The organism is Streptomyces iakyrus (assembly GCF_000717055.1).
Classification (GTDB): Bacteria; Actinomycetota; Actinomycetes; order Streptomycetales; family Streptomycetaceae; genus Streptomyces; species Streptomyces iakyrus.
Genome location: NZ_JNXI01000027.1, coordinates 275,063 through 291,131 on the forward strand (window position 1 = coordinate 275,063; position 16,069 = coordinate 291,131).

16 protein-coding genes and 2 riboswitches are annotated in these 16,069 nt (G+C 69.8%); of the genes, 7 read left to right on the plus strand and 9 right to left on the minus strand.

Going from position 1 to position 16,069, the window contains the following annotated elements:
- Positions 1-34 precede the first annotated feature (34 nt).
- From OO68_RS34880 to OO68_RS34900, 5 genes are all read right to left on the minus strand, one after another.
- On the minus strand, positions 35-1,801 hold the full coding sequence (locus tag OO68_RS34880) for an ABC transporter substrate-binding protein (protein WP_209442650.1): 1,767 nt from the start codon (positions 1,799-1,801) through the stop codon (positions 35-37).
- An 8-nt stretch (positions 1,802-1,809) separates the two neighbouring features.
- On the minus strand, positions 1,810-2,808 hold the full coding sequence (locus OO68_RS34885) for an ABC transporter permease (protein WP_033313301.1): 999 nt from the start codon (positions 2,806-2,808) through the stop codon (positions 1,810-1,812).
- Positions 2,809-3,151: 343 nt separating this feature from the next.
- Positions 3,152-3,952: an enhanced serine sensitivity protein SseB C-terminal domain-containing protein gene (locus OO68_RS34890; RefSeq protein ID WP_033313302.1), complete on the minus strand. Its 801-nt coding sequence runs from the start codon at positions 3,950-3,952 to the stop codon at positions 3,152-3,154.
- A 137-nt stretch (positions 3,953-4,089) separates the two neighbouring features.
- A complete protein-coding gene (locus OO68_RS34895; RefSeq protein ID WP_033313304.1) occupies positions 4,090-4,878 on the minus strand; it encodes an enhanced serine sensitivity protein SseB in 789 nt (262 codons plus the stop codon).
- Between the two features lie 103 nt (positions 4,879-4,981).
- On the minus strand, positions 4,982-5,647 hold the full coding sequence (locus tag OO68_RS34900; protein WP_033313305.1) for an AAA family ATPase: 666 nt from the start codon (positions 5,645-5,647) through the stop codon (positions 4,982-4,984).
- A gap of 222 nt (positions 5,648-5,869) precedes the next feature.
- Positions 5,870-5,969: riboswitch (glycine riboswitch) on the plus strand.
- Positions 5,970-6,086, plus strand: a riboswitch (glycine riboswitch).
- Between the two features lie 38 nt (positions 6,087-6,124).
- Here OO68_RS34900 and gcvT point away from each other — a divergent pair.
- The 4 genes from gcvT to OO68_RS34920 all read left to right on the plus strand — a co-directional run bounded on the left by gcvT (position 6,125) and on the right by OO68_RS34920 (position 10,451).
- Positions 6,125-7,243, plus strand: coding sequence for a glycine cleavage system aminomethyltransferase GcvT (gene gcvT, locus OO68_RS34905; RefSeq protein ID WP_033313306.1), 1,119 nt, complete (start codon positions 6,125-6,127; stop codon positions 7,241-7,243).
- A gap of 103 nt (positions 7,244-7,346) precedes the next feature.
- The gene (gene gcvH, locus OO68_RS34910) at positions 7,347-7,724 is read left to right on the plus strand and encodes a glycine cleavage system protein GcvH (RefSeq protein WP_033313307.1); all 378 of its coding nucleotides are present in this window, start codon (positions 7,347-7,349) and stop codon (positions 7,722-7,724) included.
- Between the two features lie 9 nt (positions 7,725-7,733).
- Positions 7,734-8,996, plus strand: coding sequence for a serine hydroxymethyltransferase (glyA, locus tag OO68_RS34915; RefSeq protein WP_033313308.1), 1,263 nt, complete (start codon positions 7,734-7,736; stop codon positions 8,994-8,996).
- An 87-nt stretch (positions 8,997-9,083) separates the two neighbouring features.
- Entirely contained in the window at positions 9,084-10,451 is a 1,368-nt protein-coding gene (locus OO68_RS34920) for an L-serine ammonia-lyase (protein WP_033313309.1), read from the plus strand.
- A gap of 61 nt (positions 10,452-10,512) precedes the next feature.
- On the opposite strand, the gene OO68_RS34925 is transcribed toward OO68_RS34920, so the two are convergent.
- Positions 10,513-11,253: a class I SAM-dependent methyltransferase gene (locus OO68_RS34925; RefSeq protein ID WP_033313310.1), complete on the minus strand. Its 741-nt coding sequence runs from the start codon at positions 11,251-11,253 to the stop codon at positions 10,513-10,515.
- A 190-nt stretch (positions 11,254-11,443) separates the two neighbouring features.
- Between OO68_RS34925 and OO68_RS34930 the strand changes: the two genes are divergently transcribed.
- Positions 11,444-12,001 carry a glycoside hydrolase family 25 protein gene (locus tag OO68_RS34930; protein ID WP_033313311.1) on the plus strand — a complete coding sequence of 186 codons (558 nt, stop codon included), beginning with the start codon at positions 11,444-11,446 and terminating at the stop codon, positions 11,999-12,001.
- 236 nt (positions 12,002-12,237) lie between these two features.
- On the opposite strand, the gene OO68_RS34935 is transcribed toward OO68_RS34930, so the two are convergent.
- Together OO68_RS34935 and OO68_RS34940 are read right to left on the minus strand one after the other, a co-directional pair.
- Entirely contained in the window at positions 12,238-12,450 is a 213-nt protein-coding gene (locus OO68_RS34935; protein ID WP_033313313.1) for an EF-hand domain-containing protein, read from the minus strand.
- Between the two features lie 54 nt (positions 12,451-12,504).
- Positions 12,505-12,876 (minus strand): hypothetical protein, encoded by a 372-nt coding sequence (locus tag OO68_RS34940; protein ID WP_033313315.1) that lies wholly within the window; start codon positions 12,874-12,876, stop codon positions 12,505-12,507.
- Here OO68_RS34940 and OO68_RS43240 point away from each other — a divergent pair.
- Positions 12,824-13,447, plus strand: coding sequence for a hypothetical protein (locus tag OO68_RS43240; RefSeq protein ID WP_033313318.1), 624 nt, complete (start codon positions 12,824-12,826; stop codon positions 13,445-13,447). The genes OO68_RS34940 and OO68_RS43240 overlap by 53 nt on opposite strands.
- Positions 13,448-13,627: 180 nt before the next feature.
- Here the strand turns inward: OO68_RS43240 and OO68_RS34950 are convergent, their stop codons facing one another.
- Positions 13,628-13,846, minus strand: coding sequence for a hypothetical protein (locus OO68_RS34950; RefSeq protein ID WP_033313319.1), 219 nt, complete (start codon positions 13,844-13,846; stop codon positions 13,628-13,630).
- 788 nt (positions 13,847-14,634) lie between these two features.
- On the opposite strand from OO68_RS34950, the gene OO68_RS34955 reads away from it, so the two are divergent.
- Positions 14,635-16,047 (plus strand): hypothetical protein, encoded by a 1,413-nt coding sequence (locus OO68_RS34955; protein WP_245237276.1) that lies wholly within the window; start codon positions 14,635-14,637, stop codon positions 16,045-16,047.
- Positions 16,048-16,069 lie beyond the last annotated feature (22 nt).

The following is a 16,069-nucleotide window of genomic DNA, read 5'->3' on the forward strand; positions in this document are numbered from 1 at the left end:
TCACCTGCCTTTCGAAAGGATCCGGCCTGCTGAATTACTTCGAGGAGCTCATCAGCAGGTAGTCGTACATGCCGAGGTAGGCCTGCGTGACCGTGACGTTCGTCGCGGACTCCGGCCGGAGCAGCAGGTTCTTGCGGTAGATCAGCGGGACGACCGAGGCGTTGTCGAGCACCATCTTGTCGATGTCACCCCAGGCCTTGGTGCGGGCGGCGTCGTCGGTGTTGGCGATCGCGTCCGTCAGGGCCTTGTTGATCTTCGGGTCGTCCAGCTCCATCAGGTTGTTGCCGCCGGAGGGCTTGATGGCGGCACCGTTGACGATCTGGTCGAGGAAGCCGTAGCCGGTCGGCCAGTCGGCGCCCCACGCCATCGAGAGCATGCCGAGCTTGTTGTCGTGGACGTAGCTCGGGACACCGGCGAAGTTGGAGAAGTACTTGCCGGAGGGGAACTGCTTGATCTCGACGTTGATGCCGATCTTCTTCAGCGACGCCTGGGTGGCGGTCGCCGCGGCGATCTCGGCGGGGCGGTCGGAGCGGGCGGTCAGGATGGTGTTGAAGCCGTTCGGCTTGCCGCACGCCTTCAGCGCCGCCTTGGCCTTGGCCACGTCACCCTTGTGACCCTCGGTCGCGTAGGTGTCGAACTTGGTGTAGCCGTTCACCGACGGCGGCAGCAGCGTGGTCGCCACGTCGCCCTTCGGGGAGCCGCCCATGGCGTCGAGCACCGACTGCTTGTCGAGGCCCCACTGCACGGCCTTGCGGCAGTCGGCGTTGTCGAACGGCTTCACGTTCACGTTGAGCGCGATGTACTGCGTGGCGCCCGCGTAGGAGCTGTCGGTCTGGCTGGCGAGCTTGCCGCGCAGCACCTTGGGCTGGGTCTGCGGCTGCACACCCGTGCCGGCCGCGTCAGCCGTGATCTTGTCGGAGATTAGGTTGTTGTCGACCGTGACCGGGTTGACCTTGAACTTGATCGTGATCTTGTCCGGCAGGGCCTTGCGGATCGGGTCCGTCTTGGCGTCCCACTGCGGGTTGCGCACGAGGGTGGCGCCGCGGCCCTCCTCGTAGGACTGGAACTGGTACGGGCCGGAGGACTGGATGGCCTGGACGTACTTCGCACCGGTGTCCTTCGCCTTCGGCACGGGGGCCGTCTGCGAGAACGTCGCCAGGTAGTCGAAGTCGGCGAACGGCTGCTTCAGCTTGAAGACGATCGTCCGGTCGTCCGGCGTCTCGATGGACTTGATGCCCTCGGCGGACTTGTCCTTGTACGGGCCCTTGTACTTGTCGCCGCCCTCAAGGTACGCCTTGAAGTAGGTCGGGCCGTTGGACAGCGCCTCGGGCGCGAAGTTGGAGCGCTCGATGGCGTACTTCACGTCCTTGGACGTCACCGGGGTGCCGTCCTGGAACTTCACACCCGCACGCAGCTTGTACGTCCAGGTCTTGGCGTCCGGGCTGGACTTGCCGAGCCCCTCGGCGAGGTCCGGCACGACCTCCAGGCCTTCCTTGCCCGCCGCCGGCTTGAACGTGGTGAGCGTCCGGCCGTAGAGGCGGGAGAAGTTCTGGACCCAGCCGTAGTACGTGTTGCCCGGGTCGAGGGAGTCCGGCACGTCCGAGTGCTCGTACGTGGCCGTCCCTCCCTTCTTGTCCGACGCGTTGACGATCGAGTTCAGCGCGGCGTCCTTCTTGCCGTTGCCTCCCCCGTCGTTGTCGTCACCGCCGCCGCCGCACGCGGCAGCACCCAGCGACAGTGCCAGGACCGACGCAACGCCGGCGGTCACCCTTCTCGTCTTCACCTGAGGAAGCCCCCTCATTCGATGGATCACTTGCTGCGAGGGTCGAGGGCGTCACGCAGCCCGTCACCCAGCAGGTTGAAGGCCAGGACGGTGATGAAGATCGCCAGTCCGGGCACGAACATGTACTGCGGATCAGCCGTGTAGAGATCCACAGCGTTGCTGAGCATGCCGCCCCAGGAGGCCTGCGGCGGAGCGATACCGACGCCGAGGAAGCTCAGCGCGGCCTCGAACAGGATGTTCGTCGGGATGATCAGCGTCGCGTAGACGAGGATCGGCGCGACGAGGTTCGGGAGGAGCTCCCGGAACAGGACGTACGGGCCGCGCGCCCCGAGGCTCGTGGCCGCCTCGATGAACTCCCGCTTGCGCAGGGTCATCGTCTGGGCGCGCACGATGCGGCCGATGTACGGCCAGCTGAAGAAGCCGATCACGAAGATCAGCACGCAGATGCGCAGCGGCAGGCCTTCGAGGCCGAAGAACCCGTCCTGCACGGAGGCGGAGATGGAGATGGCGAACAGCAGCAGGGGGAAGGCCAGGAAGGTGTCCATCAGCCTGCTGATGACGCTGTCGATCCAGCCGCCGTAGTAGCCGGCGACGACACCGAGCACGGTGCCGATGCACACGGACAGCAGCGTGGCGCCGCCCGCCACCAGCAGGGAGACCCAGGAGCCGTCGATGATGCGGGCGAGCATGTCCCGGCCGTACTGGGGGTCCACGCCGAGCGGGTGGTCCCAGCTCATCCCACCCCAGCCGCCCTTGGGGGCGAGCAGCGCGGGGTCGATGAGGTCCTGGTTGAACTTGTTGGGATCGAGGTTGAAGATCCACTGGATCGGCTTGGAGAACACCGCCATCAGCGTGAGCAGGATGACGACGACGCCTCCCGCCATCGCCACCTTGTCCCGCTTGAAGCGCATCCAGGCGATCTGGGTGAGCGAGCGCCCTTCGATCTGGCTCTTCTTGACCCCGGAGAGCACGGCCTCGGGCTGTGCTCCGGCTTCCGCCCCGGTGGTCTCGATCGGTGCGGTCACGGTGCGATTGACCCCTCTCGGGCCGGCGATCGCCGACCCCCTGGCTGCCGCTGTAGCGGTTTGTTTGTCTCGTACACGGGACCGACCCGGCCTGTGTCTTGCGGGGAGTCTTCAACGCTTTGGCGATCAGTTGCCAGACTTGGCGGTGAAAGGATGCGTAAACGTGATGCTGTCTGGGGGGTTCCGTTATCCGGACAGCGGGTAACACGGGTCGGACGCGCGAGGACAAGGGCACTTTAGGACATAAGCGATCAACCTGCCCCGATCTACGCGCGGAGAGCTGAGTGGTTGTCACCTTCGGGGAGGGGTGCGGGAGAGGCCGCCGGGGGCGCCTTCCGGCCGGTCAGTACCGGCCTTGGGCCGGCGGGTATCCGTAGCCGGAGGCCGGGGCCTGGACGGGTGCGGTGGCGTGGGCCTCGCGGTCGTAGAAGGGGCGCGCGGTCGCGCGCAGCCACATGGCGACCGGGTCGTGCTCGTCGGACATGGCGACCGTCGACACGGGGAGCCCGTCCGGCACGGCGCCGAGGGACTGCTGCATCATCGCGCGCACGGAGTCCACGGCCGGCGGCGAGGTGTCGTACACGTCCAGTCCGATGGCGAGGTACGGCGCCCCGAGCGCGGGCTGCACCCAGGCGCGGCGCAGCGAGCGGACCGCGGGGGTGCGGTGGGCGTTATGCGCGAGCAGGGCGTAGAACTGCGGGATCTCGATGGCGGGTTCGGACAGCCGCAGCGGGCCGGCCGGCTGGCGGTCCAGGCCGGTGGCGATCCGGCGCAGGTCGAGCCACGGGATGCCGACGCCGCCGCCGGGCGCGTGCGGATTGAGCCAGAGGCCGTAGTGGTCGGGGTAGAGCGCACGGGCGACGTCAACGCCGTCGACCACCTCGTAGGAGCGGTTCCAGCCGCTGGCGGAGAGCTCCTGGGCAGAGGTCACGCAGGGGGCGTAGCCGAAGCCGTCGACGTCCATGTTTCCGTACTGGGCGTCCGGGGAGCCGGCCTGGCCGTGCCACAGCAGCATCCAGATCTGGCCGGTGTGCGGGGTCGCGAGCGCGCGCAGGAGAGCCTCGTAGGCGTCGTAACGCCCGGGCGTGACCTGGCGCAGCATGTGCTCGACCTGTCCGGCCGCGGCCGTGCCGCTCGCGCTCACCTTTACCGCCCCTTCGTACAACGCCTCGACGGTGCCCTAGCTTAAGCCCGCCCACCGGGTCGGGGGTTGCCCTCGTTCGGCGAGTGCGGCTGCGTCTTGGCTTGTCGCGCAGTTCCCCGCGCCCCTGAGGCGCTGCCCTAACGCTGGAAGAAGGGCCGGACCCGGTCCCGCATCCAATTGCCCACCGGGTCCTCCGTGACGTCGAGGAGTACCAGGTTCACCGGCCAGGGGGCCGGGGACGCGCTGACGGCGCGGGTGAGGGCGTCCAGGGGGAGGGCGCGCAGGTCGCCTTCCCACTGGGAGAGTTCGACGCCGACGAACATCACCGGCTCGGCGGTCTCGATGGCCGCGAGGCAGCGGCGGGCCGTGACGACGACACCGGTCGCCTCGAATTCCGCGGAGGCGGCGGCGAGGAAGTCCACCGGGTCCTCCTGCCAGTCCGGCTCGAAGAGGCGGACCCGGCCGCCGCTCGCCGGGCCGTCCAGCGGGGTCCGGCCGGCCCGGCACAGTTCGGCCACCGCGGGCGGCGGGAGCGGGATGCCGACCACGCCGCCCGGGTTGACGGCGATGCCCGCGTGCGGGGGCAGGCCGCGGGCGAACTCCACGGCGGGCGCGATGGTGTACGACATGTGGGAGCCGACGACCTGGCGGAACTGCTCCTCGGAGCTGAACACCGGCACGAACGCCTGGCCGTCGATCTCGATGCCGGGCAGGTCGAGGGGGCCGCTGTGCGGGCCGCCGCCGCTGGGCAGCGGAATCCACACGAAGCTCCGGCCGAGCACCTCGACGATCCGCCCGCCGGCCGCCGGGCCCGCGCCGAGGGAGGCCGAGAGCACCTCCTCCAGCTCGTTGCCGGGCCAACCGCCGTGCGGGTGGGTCTGCGTCTGCGCCGGGAAGTCCGCGGAGAAGCCCGCCGGGATGTCCATCTGCCTACCGCCTGCCTGGAACCACTGCTGTGGCTCAAAGGCTAACGGCTGCGGGAGGTGGGGCGGCAGGGCTGGGGAGGGCCCGTCCCCTCGCCCCTGCCCCTCAGCCCGTGAAACCGATTCTCTGGAGGGCGTTCGCCGCGTCGCGGTCGGCGAGGACCGCCGAGCCGCAGCCGGAGGGGAGGTCGCCTCGTTCCACCGCGCGCAGGAGGCGGGTGCTGGCCGCGCGGTGGCGCAGGAACGCGTAGCGCGAGACGCCGCGGCCCCGGTCGCGCTGGCCGGCCAGGGCCTGCTCGGGGGTGACGTCGAGGAGGAGCAGGTGGAGCGTGCCGCCCCGGCGGCGGGCCTCGCGGGCGAGCCAGCGGCGGACCCAGGCCTGGGTGCCGCAGTCGTGCACGACGACGCCCTCGCCGGTGCGCAGGGCGCGGCGCAGCCCGGCGTAGTGGGAGAGGCGGACGAGCGGGCGGTAGAGCGCGTACGGCACGGCGCGTGGCATGCGGCGGGCCCAGCGGTCCCGGGTGTCCTGGGAGTCGATGCGCCGGCCCGGCACGGTGCGCCGCATCAGCGTGGACTTGCCGCTGCCGGGCAGGCCCGTGACGGCGACGAGGTCGCGGGGGCCGAACAGCAGCGCGTGCGGGCTGCGGCCGGCGCGGTCGCGCAGATCACGGACGACCGGTGCCGGCGCCGGGGCGCGGACCGCCCGGGCCGGAGTGGCCGGCTGCTCGGGCAGCGCGATGCCCGTCGTCGCGTACGCGGTGGTCCTGTTCACCGTGATCGTCCTCCCCTGGGGCCAGGTACGGAGTCCCATCCCCGCCGAGTGTAAAGAGAAGGTAATGCCGCAGGCCTCTCATTTACGTTCTTGTCCTGCAACAGGGCTGCTACAGGTCGCCGTGTCCGGCGGGCGGGACTCGTGCACTCCCTGGGAAAGGTCCCCCTGCCGCGCCGGAAGGATGCGTGCAATGATGTGCGCGCCAACTGCATACCGGCCGTTTGAATCCGCGCGGGAGAGTCCCCAGCACCGCAAGAGCTGGGGCGCCGAAGGAGCAAGTCCCTCCCTTGAATCTCTCAGGCCCCGTTACCGCGCGGGCGAGGCACATCTGAAAAGCGGGCCCTCCCCTGCCCCGGCAGGCCGGCTCCACCCAAGGTGCAAGCCATGGACCAGCGCGGTCATGGCGAACCTCTCAGGTTCCGATGACAGATGGGGAGGAACGACCTCGCCCGTCATGCCTTGGGAGACAACCGTCCGATGAGCAGTACAGAACCCCGCCGTACCACGCTCGATGCCCTGCATCGTTCGCTCGGCGCGACGATGACCGACTTCGCCGGCTGGGACATGCCCCTGCGCTACGGCTCCGAGCGCGACGAGCACCTCGCCGTGCGCACGAAGGCCGGCCTCTTCGACCTCTCCCACATGGGTGAGATCACCGTCACCGGCCCGCAGGCCGCCGCGCTGCTGGACTTCGCCCTGGTGGGCAACATCGGCGCTGTGAAGCCGGGCCGCGCCCGCTACACCATGATCTGCCGGGCCGACGGCGGCATCCTGGACGACCTGATCGTCTACCGCCTGGGCGAGACCGAGTACATGGTGGTCGCCAACGCCTCCAACGCGCAGGTCGTCCTGGACGCGCTGACCGAGCGCGCCGCCGGCTTCGACGCCGAGGTGCGCGACGACCGGGACGCCTACGCGCTGATCGCCGTCCAGGGCCCTCAGGCGCCCGGGATCCTGGCGTCCCTGACCGACGCCGACCTCGACGGCCTGAAGTACTACGCCGGGCTGCCCGGCACGGTCGCGGGCGTGCCGGCCCTGATCGCCCGGACCGGTTACACCGGTGAGGACGGCTTCGAGCTGTTCGTGAAGCCCGAGCACGCCGTCGAGCTGTGGCAGGCCCTGACCAAGGCCGGCGAGGGCGCCGGGCTGGTCCCCTGCGGGCTGTCCTGCCGCGACACGCTGCGCCTGGAGGCGGGCATGCCGCTGTACGGGCACGAGCTGACGACCTCCCTCACGCCCTTCGACGCCGGGCTCGGCCGGGTGGTGAAGTTCGAGAAGGAGGGCGACTTCGTGGGCCGCGAGGCCCTGCGCGAGGCCGCCGCCCGCGCCGGGCAGAACCCGCCGCGCGTGCTGGTCGGGCTCGTCGCCGAGGGCCGCCGGGTGCCGCGTGCCGGGTACGCGGTCGTCGCCGGCGGCGAGGTGATCGGCGAGGTCACCTCCGGAGCCCCCTCCCCCACCCTCGGCAAGCCGATCGCAATGGCGTACGTCGACGCCGCGCACGCCGCTCCCGGCTCGGCCGGCGTGGGCGTGGACATCCGGGGCAGTCACGAGCCGTACGAGGTCGTGGCGCTGCCGTTCTACAAGCGTCAGAAGTAGACACTGGCCGAAGGGCCGCGGGCAGCGCCTCGTGCCCGTCGTCCCAGCTCACCAGCAGTCCCCCCTTCCACAGCACTCCCGCGCGTACAGGAGAATCCAGGCCATGATCAACCCCAAAGAGCTGCGCTACAGCAAGGAGCACGAGTGGCTGTCGGCCGCCGAGGACGGCGTCTCGGCGGTCGGCATCACGGAGCACGCGGCCAACGCGCTCGGCGATGTTGTGTTCGTCCAGCTTCCCGAGGTCGGTGACTCCGTGTCCGCCGGCGAGACCTGCGGCGAGCTGGAGTCGACCAAGTCGGTGTCCGACCTGTACTCCCCCGTCTCCGGTGAGGTCACCGAGGTCAACGTGGACGTCGTGAACGACCCGTCGCTGGTGAACTCGGCCCCCTTCGAGGGCGGCTGGCTGTTCAAGGTGCGGATCACGGACGAGCCGGCCGACCTGCTCTCCGCCGACGAGTACACCGCGTTCTCCGCGGGCTGAGGGAGTCGTATGTCCGTCCTGAACACACCCCTGCACGAGCTCGACCCGGCGGTCGCCGCCGCGGTCGACGCCGAACTGCACCGCCAGCAGTCCACGCTGGAGATGATCGCCTCGGAGAACTTCGCTCCGGTCGCGGTCATGGAGGCGCAGGGCTCGGTCCTCACCAACAAGTACGCCGAGGGCTACCCGGGCCGCCGCTACTACGGCGGCTGCGAGCACGTCGACGTGGTCGAGCAGATCGCGATCGACCGCATCAAGGAGCTGTTCGGCGCCGAGCACGCCAACGTCCAGCCGCACTCGGGCGCCCAGGCCAACGCGGCCGCGATGTTCGCGCTGCTCAAGCCTGGCGACACCATCATGGGGCTGAACCTGGCGCACGGCGGGCACCTGACCCACGGCATGAAGATCAACTTCTCCGGCAAGCTCTACGACGTCGTCGCCTACCACGTGGGCGACGACGGCCGGGTCGACATGGCCGAGGTCGAGCGGCTGGCCAAGGAGTCCAAGCCGAAGCTGATCGTCGCCGGCTGGTCGGCCTACCCGCGGCAGCTGGACTTCGCCGCGTTCCGCCGGATCGCGGACGAGGTCGGCGCGTACCTGATGGTCGACATGGCCCACTTCGCCGGTCTTGTCGCGGCCGGGCTGCACCCCAACCCGGTGCCGCACGCCCACGTGGTCACCACCACCACCCACAAGACCCTGGGCGGCCCCCGCGGCGGTGTGATCATCTCCACGGCCGAACTGGCCAAGAAGATCAACTCCGCCGTCTTCCCCGGTCAGCAGGGCGGCCCGCTGGAGCACGTGATCGCCGCCAAGGCCGTCGCCTTCAAGGTCGCCGCCTCGGAGGACTTCAAGGAGCGCCAGCGCCGTACGCTGGAGGGTGCCCGCATCCTGGCCGAGCGTCTGGTGAAGGACGACGTCCGGGCCGTGGGCGTGGACGTCCTGTCCGGCGGCACGGACGTGCACCTGGTCCTGGTCGACCTGCGCCATTCGGAGCTGGACGGCCAGCAGGCCGAGGACCGCCTCCACGAGGTGGGCATCACCGTCAACCGGAACGCGATCCCGAACGACCCGCGTCCGCCGATGGTGACGTCCGGTCTGCGGATCGGCACCCCGGCCCTGGCGACCCGGGGCTTCGGCGCCGAGGACTTCGCGGAGGTCGCGGACGTCATCGCCGAAGCGCTGAAGCCCGCCTATGACGCGCAGGCCCTCAAGGCCCGGGTGAAGGCCCTGGCCGACAAGCACCCGCTGTACCCGGGTCTGAACAAGTAACGAAGAAACCTTTCGGGTGCCGCGCCCGCCAACCAGCGGGCGCGGCACCCACCCCCTTGCACCACCCCCGTAGTCAGGAGTTCCCCCGTGGCCATCTCGGTCTTCGACCTGTTCTCGATCGGCATCGGCCCGTCCAGCTCCCACACGGTCGGCCCCATGCGGGCGGCCGGCCTGTTCGTCCGGCGGCTGCGCAACGAGGAGCTTCTGGGGTCCGTCGCCTCGGTCCGCTCGGAGCTGTACGGCTCGCTCGGCGCCACCGGCCACGGCCACGGCACGCCCAAGGCGGTGCTGCTCGGCCTGGAGGGCGACTCGCCCCGCACGGTCGACGTGGCGAGCGCGGACGAGCGGGTGGAGGCGATCAGGACCGGCGGGCGGCTGAACCTGCTCGGCGAGCACGAGATCGCGTTCTCCTTCGACGACGACATGGTCCTGCACCGCCGCAAGGCCCTGCCGTACCACGCGAACGGCATGACGCTGTGGGCGTACGACGCCTCGGGCGCGGAGCTGCTGACGAAGACGTACTACTCGGTCGGCGGCGGTTTCGTCGTCGACGAGGATGCAGTCGGGGCGGACCGCATCAAGCTCGACGACACCGTGCTGAAGTACCCCTTCCGCACGGGTGACGAGCTGCTGCGCCTGACCGAGGAGACGGGCCTGTCCATCTCCGCGCTGATGCTGGAGAACGAGCGGGCCTGGCGCACCGAGGAGGAAATCCGCGCAGGCCTGCTGGAGATCTGGCAGGTCATGCGGGACTGCGTGGCGCGCGGACTGTCCCAGGAGGGCATCCTGCCCGGCGGTCTCAAGGTGCGCCGCCGGGCCGCGAACACCGCGCGCAAGCTGCGCTCCGAGGGCGACCCGCTGGCCCTCTCCATGGAGTGGATCACCCTCTACGCCATGGCGGTCAACGAGGAGAACGCCGCCGGCGGCCGGGTCGTCACCGCCCCCACCAACGGCGCCGCCGGCATCATCCCGGCGGTCCTGCACTACTACATGAACTTCGTGCCGGGCGCCGACGAGGAGGGCGTGGTCCGCTTCCTGCTCGCCGCGGGCGCGATCGGCATGCTCTTCAAGGAGAACGCCTCCATCTCCGGCGCCGAGGTCGGCTGCCAGGGCGAGGTCGGCTCCGCCTGCTCGATGGCCGCGGGCGCCCTGGCCGAGGTCCTCGGCGGCTCGCCCGAGCAGGTCGAGAACGCCGCCGAGATCGGCATGGAGCACAACCTCGGGCTCACCTGCGACCCGGTCGGCGGCCTGGTCCAGATCCCCTGCATCGAACGCAACGGCATGGCCGCGGTCAAGGCCGTCACGGCCGCCCGCATGGCGATGCGCGGCGACGGCTCCCACAAGGTGTCCCTGGACAAGGTCATCAAGACGATGAAGGACACCGGCGCGGACATGTCGGTGAAGTACAAGGAGACGGCCCGGGGCGGGCTGGCGGTGAACATCATCGAGTGCTAGGCCGTGTCCGGCGGCGAGGGTGCCTTCACGTGCCGGCGCGGCGGAACTCACGGTTTGGGGGTCACGGTTTGTGGGTTACCCAGAGCAGTTCCGCCGGCCAGCGGTGTGCCCAGTCGGGTGGGTCGGTTTCGTTGTAGCCGTTGCGTGTTCCGGGTTCGGGCCGCGGCTCGATGAGGTCGTCGATGATGAGACCCGCGCCGCGCAGGACCTTGACCCAGTCGCCGTAGGTGAGCTGATAGCTGGTCGCACCGTCGCCTTCGGCGATGGTGTTCAGCCCGAAGTAGTCCTGCTGCAGCGTCGTCGTCACGCGGCCGGCGGCTTCGTCGTAGCACGCTTCGAACCATGGGCTGGCGACGTTGAACACCAGGCGCCCGCCTCGGGCGAGGACGCGTGCGGCCTGCGGGACGGCCAGGTGCGGGGGCGCCCAGCTGAGCCCACCGAAGTCGCAGAACACCAGGTCGAAGCTGTCGGCGGCGAAGGGGAGTTGTTCGGCGGCGCCCTGCACCAGCGGGTAGCGGGCCGCTCCCATCGCGCGGGACGCAGCGGCGAGTTGGGATTCGGACAGGTCGAGCCCGACCACGGTGGCACCCTCGGCGGCGAGCGCCCTGGACCACTGGCCGGCGCCGCAGCCGAGTTCGAGGACGCGCTTGCCGGTGACGTCGCCCAGGGCGCGCAGGTGCGCGTCGGGGATGGAGTACATGCCCCACAGCCGGGGTGCGGCACCGATCTGCGGGTCGTGCTCGTACTGGTAGGCGCTGCTGATCCGGTTCCAGAGCCGCCGGTTGGCGGGGATGCTGTCCACGTGCCGACTCCAGCACTGCCTGCCGAGGGCGGTCAACACGATCAGGTCTGGCGGACCGGATCACCGAGACGGCGGCGGACACCCGTCCCAGGGTTCACCCAAGTTGACGTTTCCACGTCATCCCCACGGCAGGCCGTGCCAGGGTGGTGGACACCAACTCCCATCCCCACAGCACTTCAGGGAGCCCCCCATGCTGCGCGGTATCGATGTGAGCGCCTACCAGTCCTCCACCTACGGCACCGACGGTCTCTCCTTCGTCTTCGTCAAGGCGACGGAGGGGCGCTCCTACGTCAATCCCAAACTCGCCGCCCAGACCAAGCGGGCCCGGGACGCCGGGCTGGTCGTCGGCTTCTACCACTTCCTGTGGCCCGGCAACCTCACCGCCCAGGCGGAGTACTTCGTGAGCAAGGCCCCGGACCGGGCGGGCGACATCCTCGCCGTCGACTGGGAGACGACCGGCGACGGAACACACGCGAGCAACGCCGAGAAGGACCGGTTCCTACGGAAGGTGAAGGACCTGCGGCCGGACAACCGGGTGGTGCTCTACTGCAACCGGAATTTCTGGCTGAACGTCGACACGACCTCCTACGCGGGCGACGCGCTGTGGATCGCCGACTACGTCTCGGCGGGCAAACCCCGCATCAAGGCGAAGTGGCGCTTCCACCAGTACACCGACGACCCGCTCGACAAGAACGTGGCCGACTTCGAGAGCGAGGCCGCGCTGCGGAGATGGGCGGAAGCCGCCTGATCCGCGCTAGCCGCTGAACTCCGGCGTGCGCTCCGGGGACGCCGCATGCCCTCGCCTGGTCCTTCCGGAGAAGAACAGCGCCGCGTGAAGCCTTCGTGAGCGGCGTCAACCTCCGGGGCGGATGGGCTATTCCGGGCCTGGACACGGGTGACGTGCACGCCCCTCCGGGCACGGCGAGGGGCCCGGTCCGGCGGTTGCGGACCGGGCCCCTTCGCTGGCTGCTGCGCCCGGGCGGGCTACTTGTTCAGGTAGTCCCAGAACTCGTCGAAGCTCAGCCGCTTGTCGCCGTCGAGGTCGCGGGTCTTGATGACGACCTCGGCGACCGACTCGGTGACGTTCCAGTCACCCGACCCGGCCAGGGCGGCCTTGAACTCGGCAGCGGTGATGAATCCGTCACCGTCCGTATCGATCCGCTCGAACTGCTTGCGCGCTTCCTCGATGTCCGCCACCGATCCGCCCCTCATCTCGTGCTGTACGTCCTGCTGACGCAGGTATGACGCAGGTCAGATTAACCGGCCGTGTGCGCCTCCAGCGCGGCGACCACCCCAGGCGAACTCCGCCCGGTAGGCGGCCTCGGGTCCGGCGCCCTTCACGACGGCGAGCAACTCGCGGTACCGGGCGACCCGGTGAGTGGCGTGCGACCGCAGCCGGATGAGCACGGTCGCCGGGTCGGCGTCGCCCAGCAGGGCGCTCAGCACCTCGGCCGCGTCCGGCGAGCCGGGGGCGATGCCCCGCTCGACGGCGTCGGCCCCCAGCTGCACGAGCCGCCGGGAGAACCACACGGACGCCCCGGCGGGCGTGTCGTGCCCGCGGTCGGCGGCGTTGAACTCGGCCAGGAACGTCCAGGACAGCTGGCGGGAGTTCGCCGAGGACATCCTCCAGCCCTGCTTCGACTACCTCAGCGAACGCGTCGGCGCCGAAAGCAGCATCCTGCACACCCTCGAGCGCTACCGCACCCGCATCGAATGGTTCGACCGCGAAGAGCTGTACACCCGCTTCGAAGCGGACCGCGCCAACGGCGAAGAGATCTACAACCTCGGCCTGCAGCGCTTCCTCTTCCTCGAAGGCGACCACATCACCCACGCCAAACCGCGCTCAGCCTCCGGCGAAGCCGACCTCATCGGCGACCTCGACGGCCGCGACCCCCTCGTCTGCGACGGCAAGATCTTCGACGGCCAAGGACGCGGCAAGGGCTACATCGTCAAAGGCGTGCACCAGATCATCAAGTACGCCCCCGACTACGGGCAGCACACCGCCTACCTAGTCATCTACAACATCACCGACAAGCTTCTCGACCTGCCCGCCGACGGCGCCCCCGGCGCATGGCCCCCGTATGCCGAACTATCCGGTGTACGCGTCTACTTCATCCACGTCCGAGTCCTGCCACCCACCACCACCGCCAGCAAAGCCACCCGCGTCACCCTCACCAACCCCGACACTACCTGACCTGTCCCATCAAGTAGCAGCTCACTGGAACTGCACCACGCTCAATCAACCTGAGCACACCCGCGTAGGCACAGGTCAGACAGACACCATCCCGCCCACCCCACTCTCCGAGCACCCCCAGGCACCACGCGCATCACCCAGAAGAACTGAGAAACCCCAGCTCACAGCCACAGCAACAACTCAGAAAAACTGGGCGACGACAACCTCGGCGGCGACGTGCGGGTGTTCGCGCAGTCGCTCCTCGGGCCGGTCGCGGGAGGCACAGACCCCGCTGAAGGGGCACTGTGAGCAGTAGGACTTTTTGATCTTCTCGCCGAGCTGGTCGTAGACGTAGGCCTCGACGGCGGCCCGGTCTGCCTCGGCTGAATCCGCCGCTTTCTCCGCGCGCTCGGCATGCACGCGTGGCGGTACAGGGCGACAAGACCGTCCCCTGAGTCACTCCCGTAACGGAAGAGCGATCCGCCCCAACCGGAAAAAGGAACAAAAGTTCCCCGTACTGGCGTGTTGCAGTTCCGGAATTCCCCGCCAAAGGGCATCCCACCGCCTGCACTTGTGCCATCATGAGGCCCTCCGGAGCGAGTGCTTCTGGCTGGCGTGCGTGCGGATGGGGATCCGCTACGACGCTCAGGGGGATCAAGCGACGGCCCGCAGAGATCTTCGGCTGTCGTATCGGGGGGAGTGGGGTGACGGAATCTCATGTCGATCAGGCATGCCCTGTGTGCAGAACTCCCGGGGAAGTCGGTGAGTTCTGCGGAGTCTGCCAGTGGCGTTTGCGGGACGACCGGGTCCTCGGGGAACTGACCGAGGAGGACGTGGCACAGTCCCGCTCCGCACTGCAGGCGGCCGGACACGCGTGGGACGTGCGAGCCGCGACCCTGTCGAGCCGGGCGCCGAACGGCCGGGCCGACGCGGACGGCGACCAACTCGCGGACGTGATCCGCGGCGGGCCCTGGAGACCGAAAGGAAAGGCGCCGGCCGGAGCGCCGGATCTTTCGTACGGGCGCCGTGACCCCGGTTCGCAGGACGGCGCGGAATTCCTCGACGACCTGTTCGCTCGGCGCATCATGGAATTACTCTTCATCGAATTCACGCCCGACGAAGTGAATGTGATCAAGGTGGCGGTGGGGGAAGGCGGACTTCCCCGGCAGGCTGACGCGGGAAGTATGCAATGGCCCTCTCTGGCACCCATGATCGATTCCCGTGACAGCATCCGCCGATTCCAACTCGCAGGCGGTATCGGAACACTGCCTCCCGTATCCCGTAGGCAATTCGACACGACCGTTCTGCATTGGCTCAAGGCCTACATCCCCCCTTCGTACGAGCAGTCCGTCGTACTGCTGACCCCCCGCACCGGATGGGTCCTGCTGGAGCGGGCCGCGGCCGCCGTGCGTACCACCTACACCCTCCGAGCCGAACTCGGGCGGGGCAGCGCCGTCGACGCGGACGGCACAACCTCACAAGCCGTACGAGAGGTGCTGCGCACCGCGCCCCTGCTCGCCGATCACACACTGGTACTGGCCCGGGCCGACCGGTCCACCGGTGCCGTGCGGACGCACAGCCACGTGCTCTTCCCGGCGGGGGGCCGGCTCCGCCGTGGTGAGACGGCGGTCGCGGACGTCACCGTGCACGGCGGGGTCTCAGGCGCCGAGCCCGTGCGCCTGCCGGTCTTCGCGGGCAGGCCCGCGGCCGACGGCACCGGAGCCGAGCCCCTGACCGTGCACGAGGTCACCGTCGCTGCGCTGTCCCAGGTCCGGTTACGGTTCGTCCTGCGCGGACCCGGCGAAGTCGAACTCGTCACCCCGCAGGAAGGAAGCGCGCACGCGCCGAGAAGACCGGCCGCCGTCGACGTGCCCGCCTTGCTCACGGGCCTGCCCCACCGGATCCTCCGCCCGCCGAGGCTCGAGGTCTTCCTCACGGTCGAACTCAGCGGCGCGGACCGGGACGAGACGCAGGAGCGGCTGGCGTTCGCCCGGGACCTCCTCACCACACTGTCCGGGCAGGACGCTTCAGGTGCCGCGATCCGCACCGGGGCGATCGGTCACTACGACCACGAAATCCACGAGAACGGCTACACCTCCCGGCGCACCCTCCTGCTGCCACCGGTCCCCGCCGGACCCGCCCCCGCCGCGCTCACCGCCCTGGCGGGCTGGCGGCCCGCCAGGCGCGAACAGGACATGGCCTCCTCACTGGAAGACGCGCTGCGGGCGGTACTTCTGCTCGTCGGCGCGGCCACGGGCAGCTCCGAGGACGTGCGGCGCGTCCTCCTGATCGTCGCTCGCCGCCCGCCCGGCCAGCCCCGACAGCACGGCATCATCCCGGCCTGCCCGCTCGGCGCCGACTGGCGAACGGAACTCGGCCGCCTGCGCTCCGCCGGCGTCAAGGTGATGACCAGGGCCGATCCGCAGACCGGGCCGCCACCGCAGGACCACCCGGGCATCGCGGCGCGACGCTACACCGACGCGGCCTGGGCCGAACTCTCCGCCGAGGGCACCTTCCGCCCCGGCCAGGACTCGGCGGCCGATGTCGCCAAGGCACTCGTCCCGCCCTGGCGACTGGAGGGGCCACCCTGCCGTCTGGCCTTCGCCACCCCCCTGCTCTGAATTCCTTTCCCGCACGAGGAGA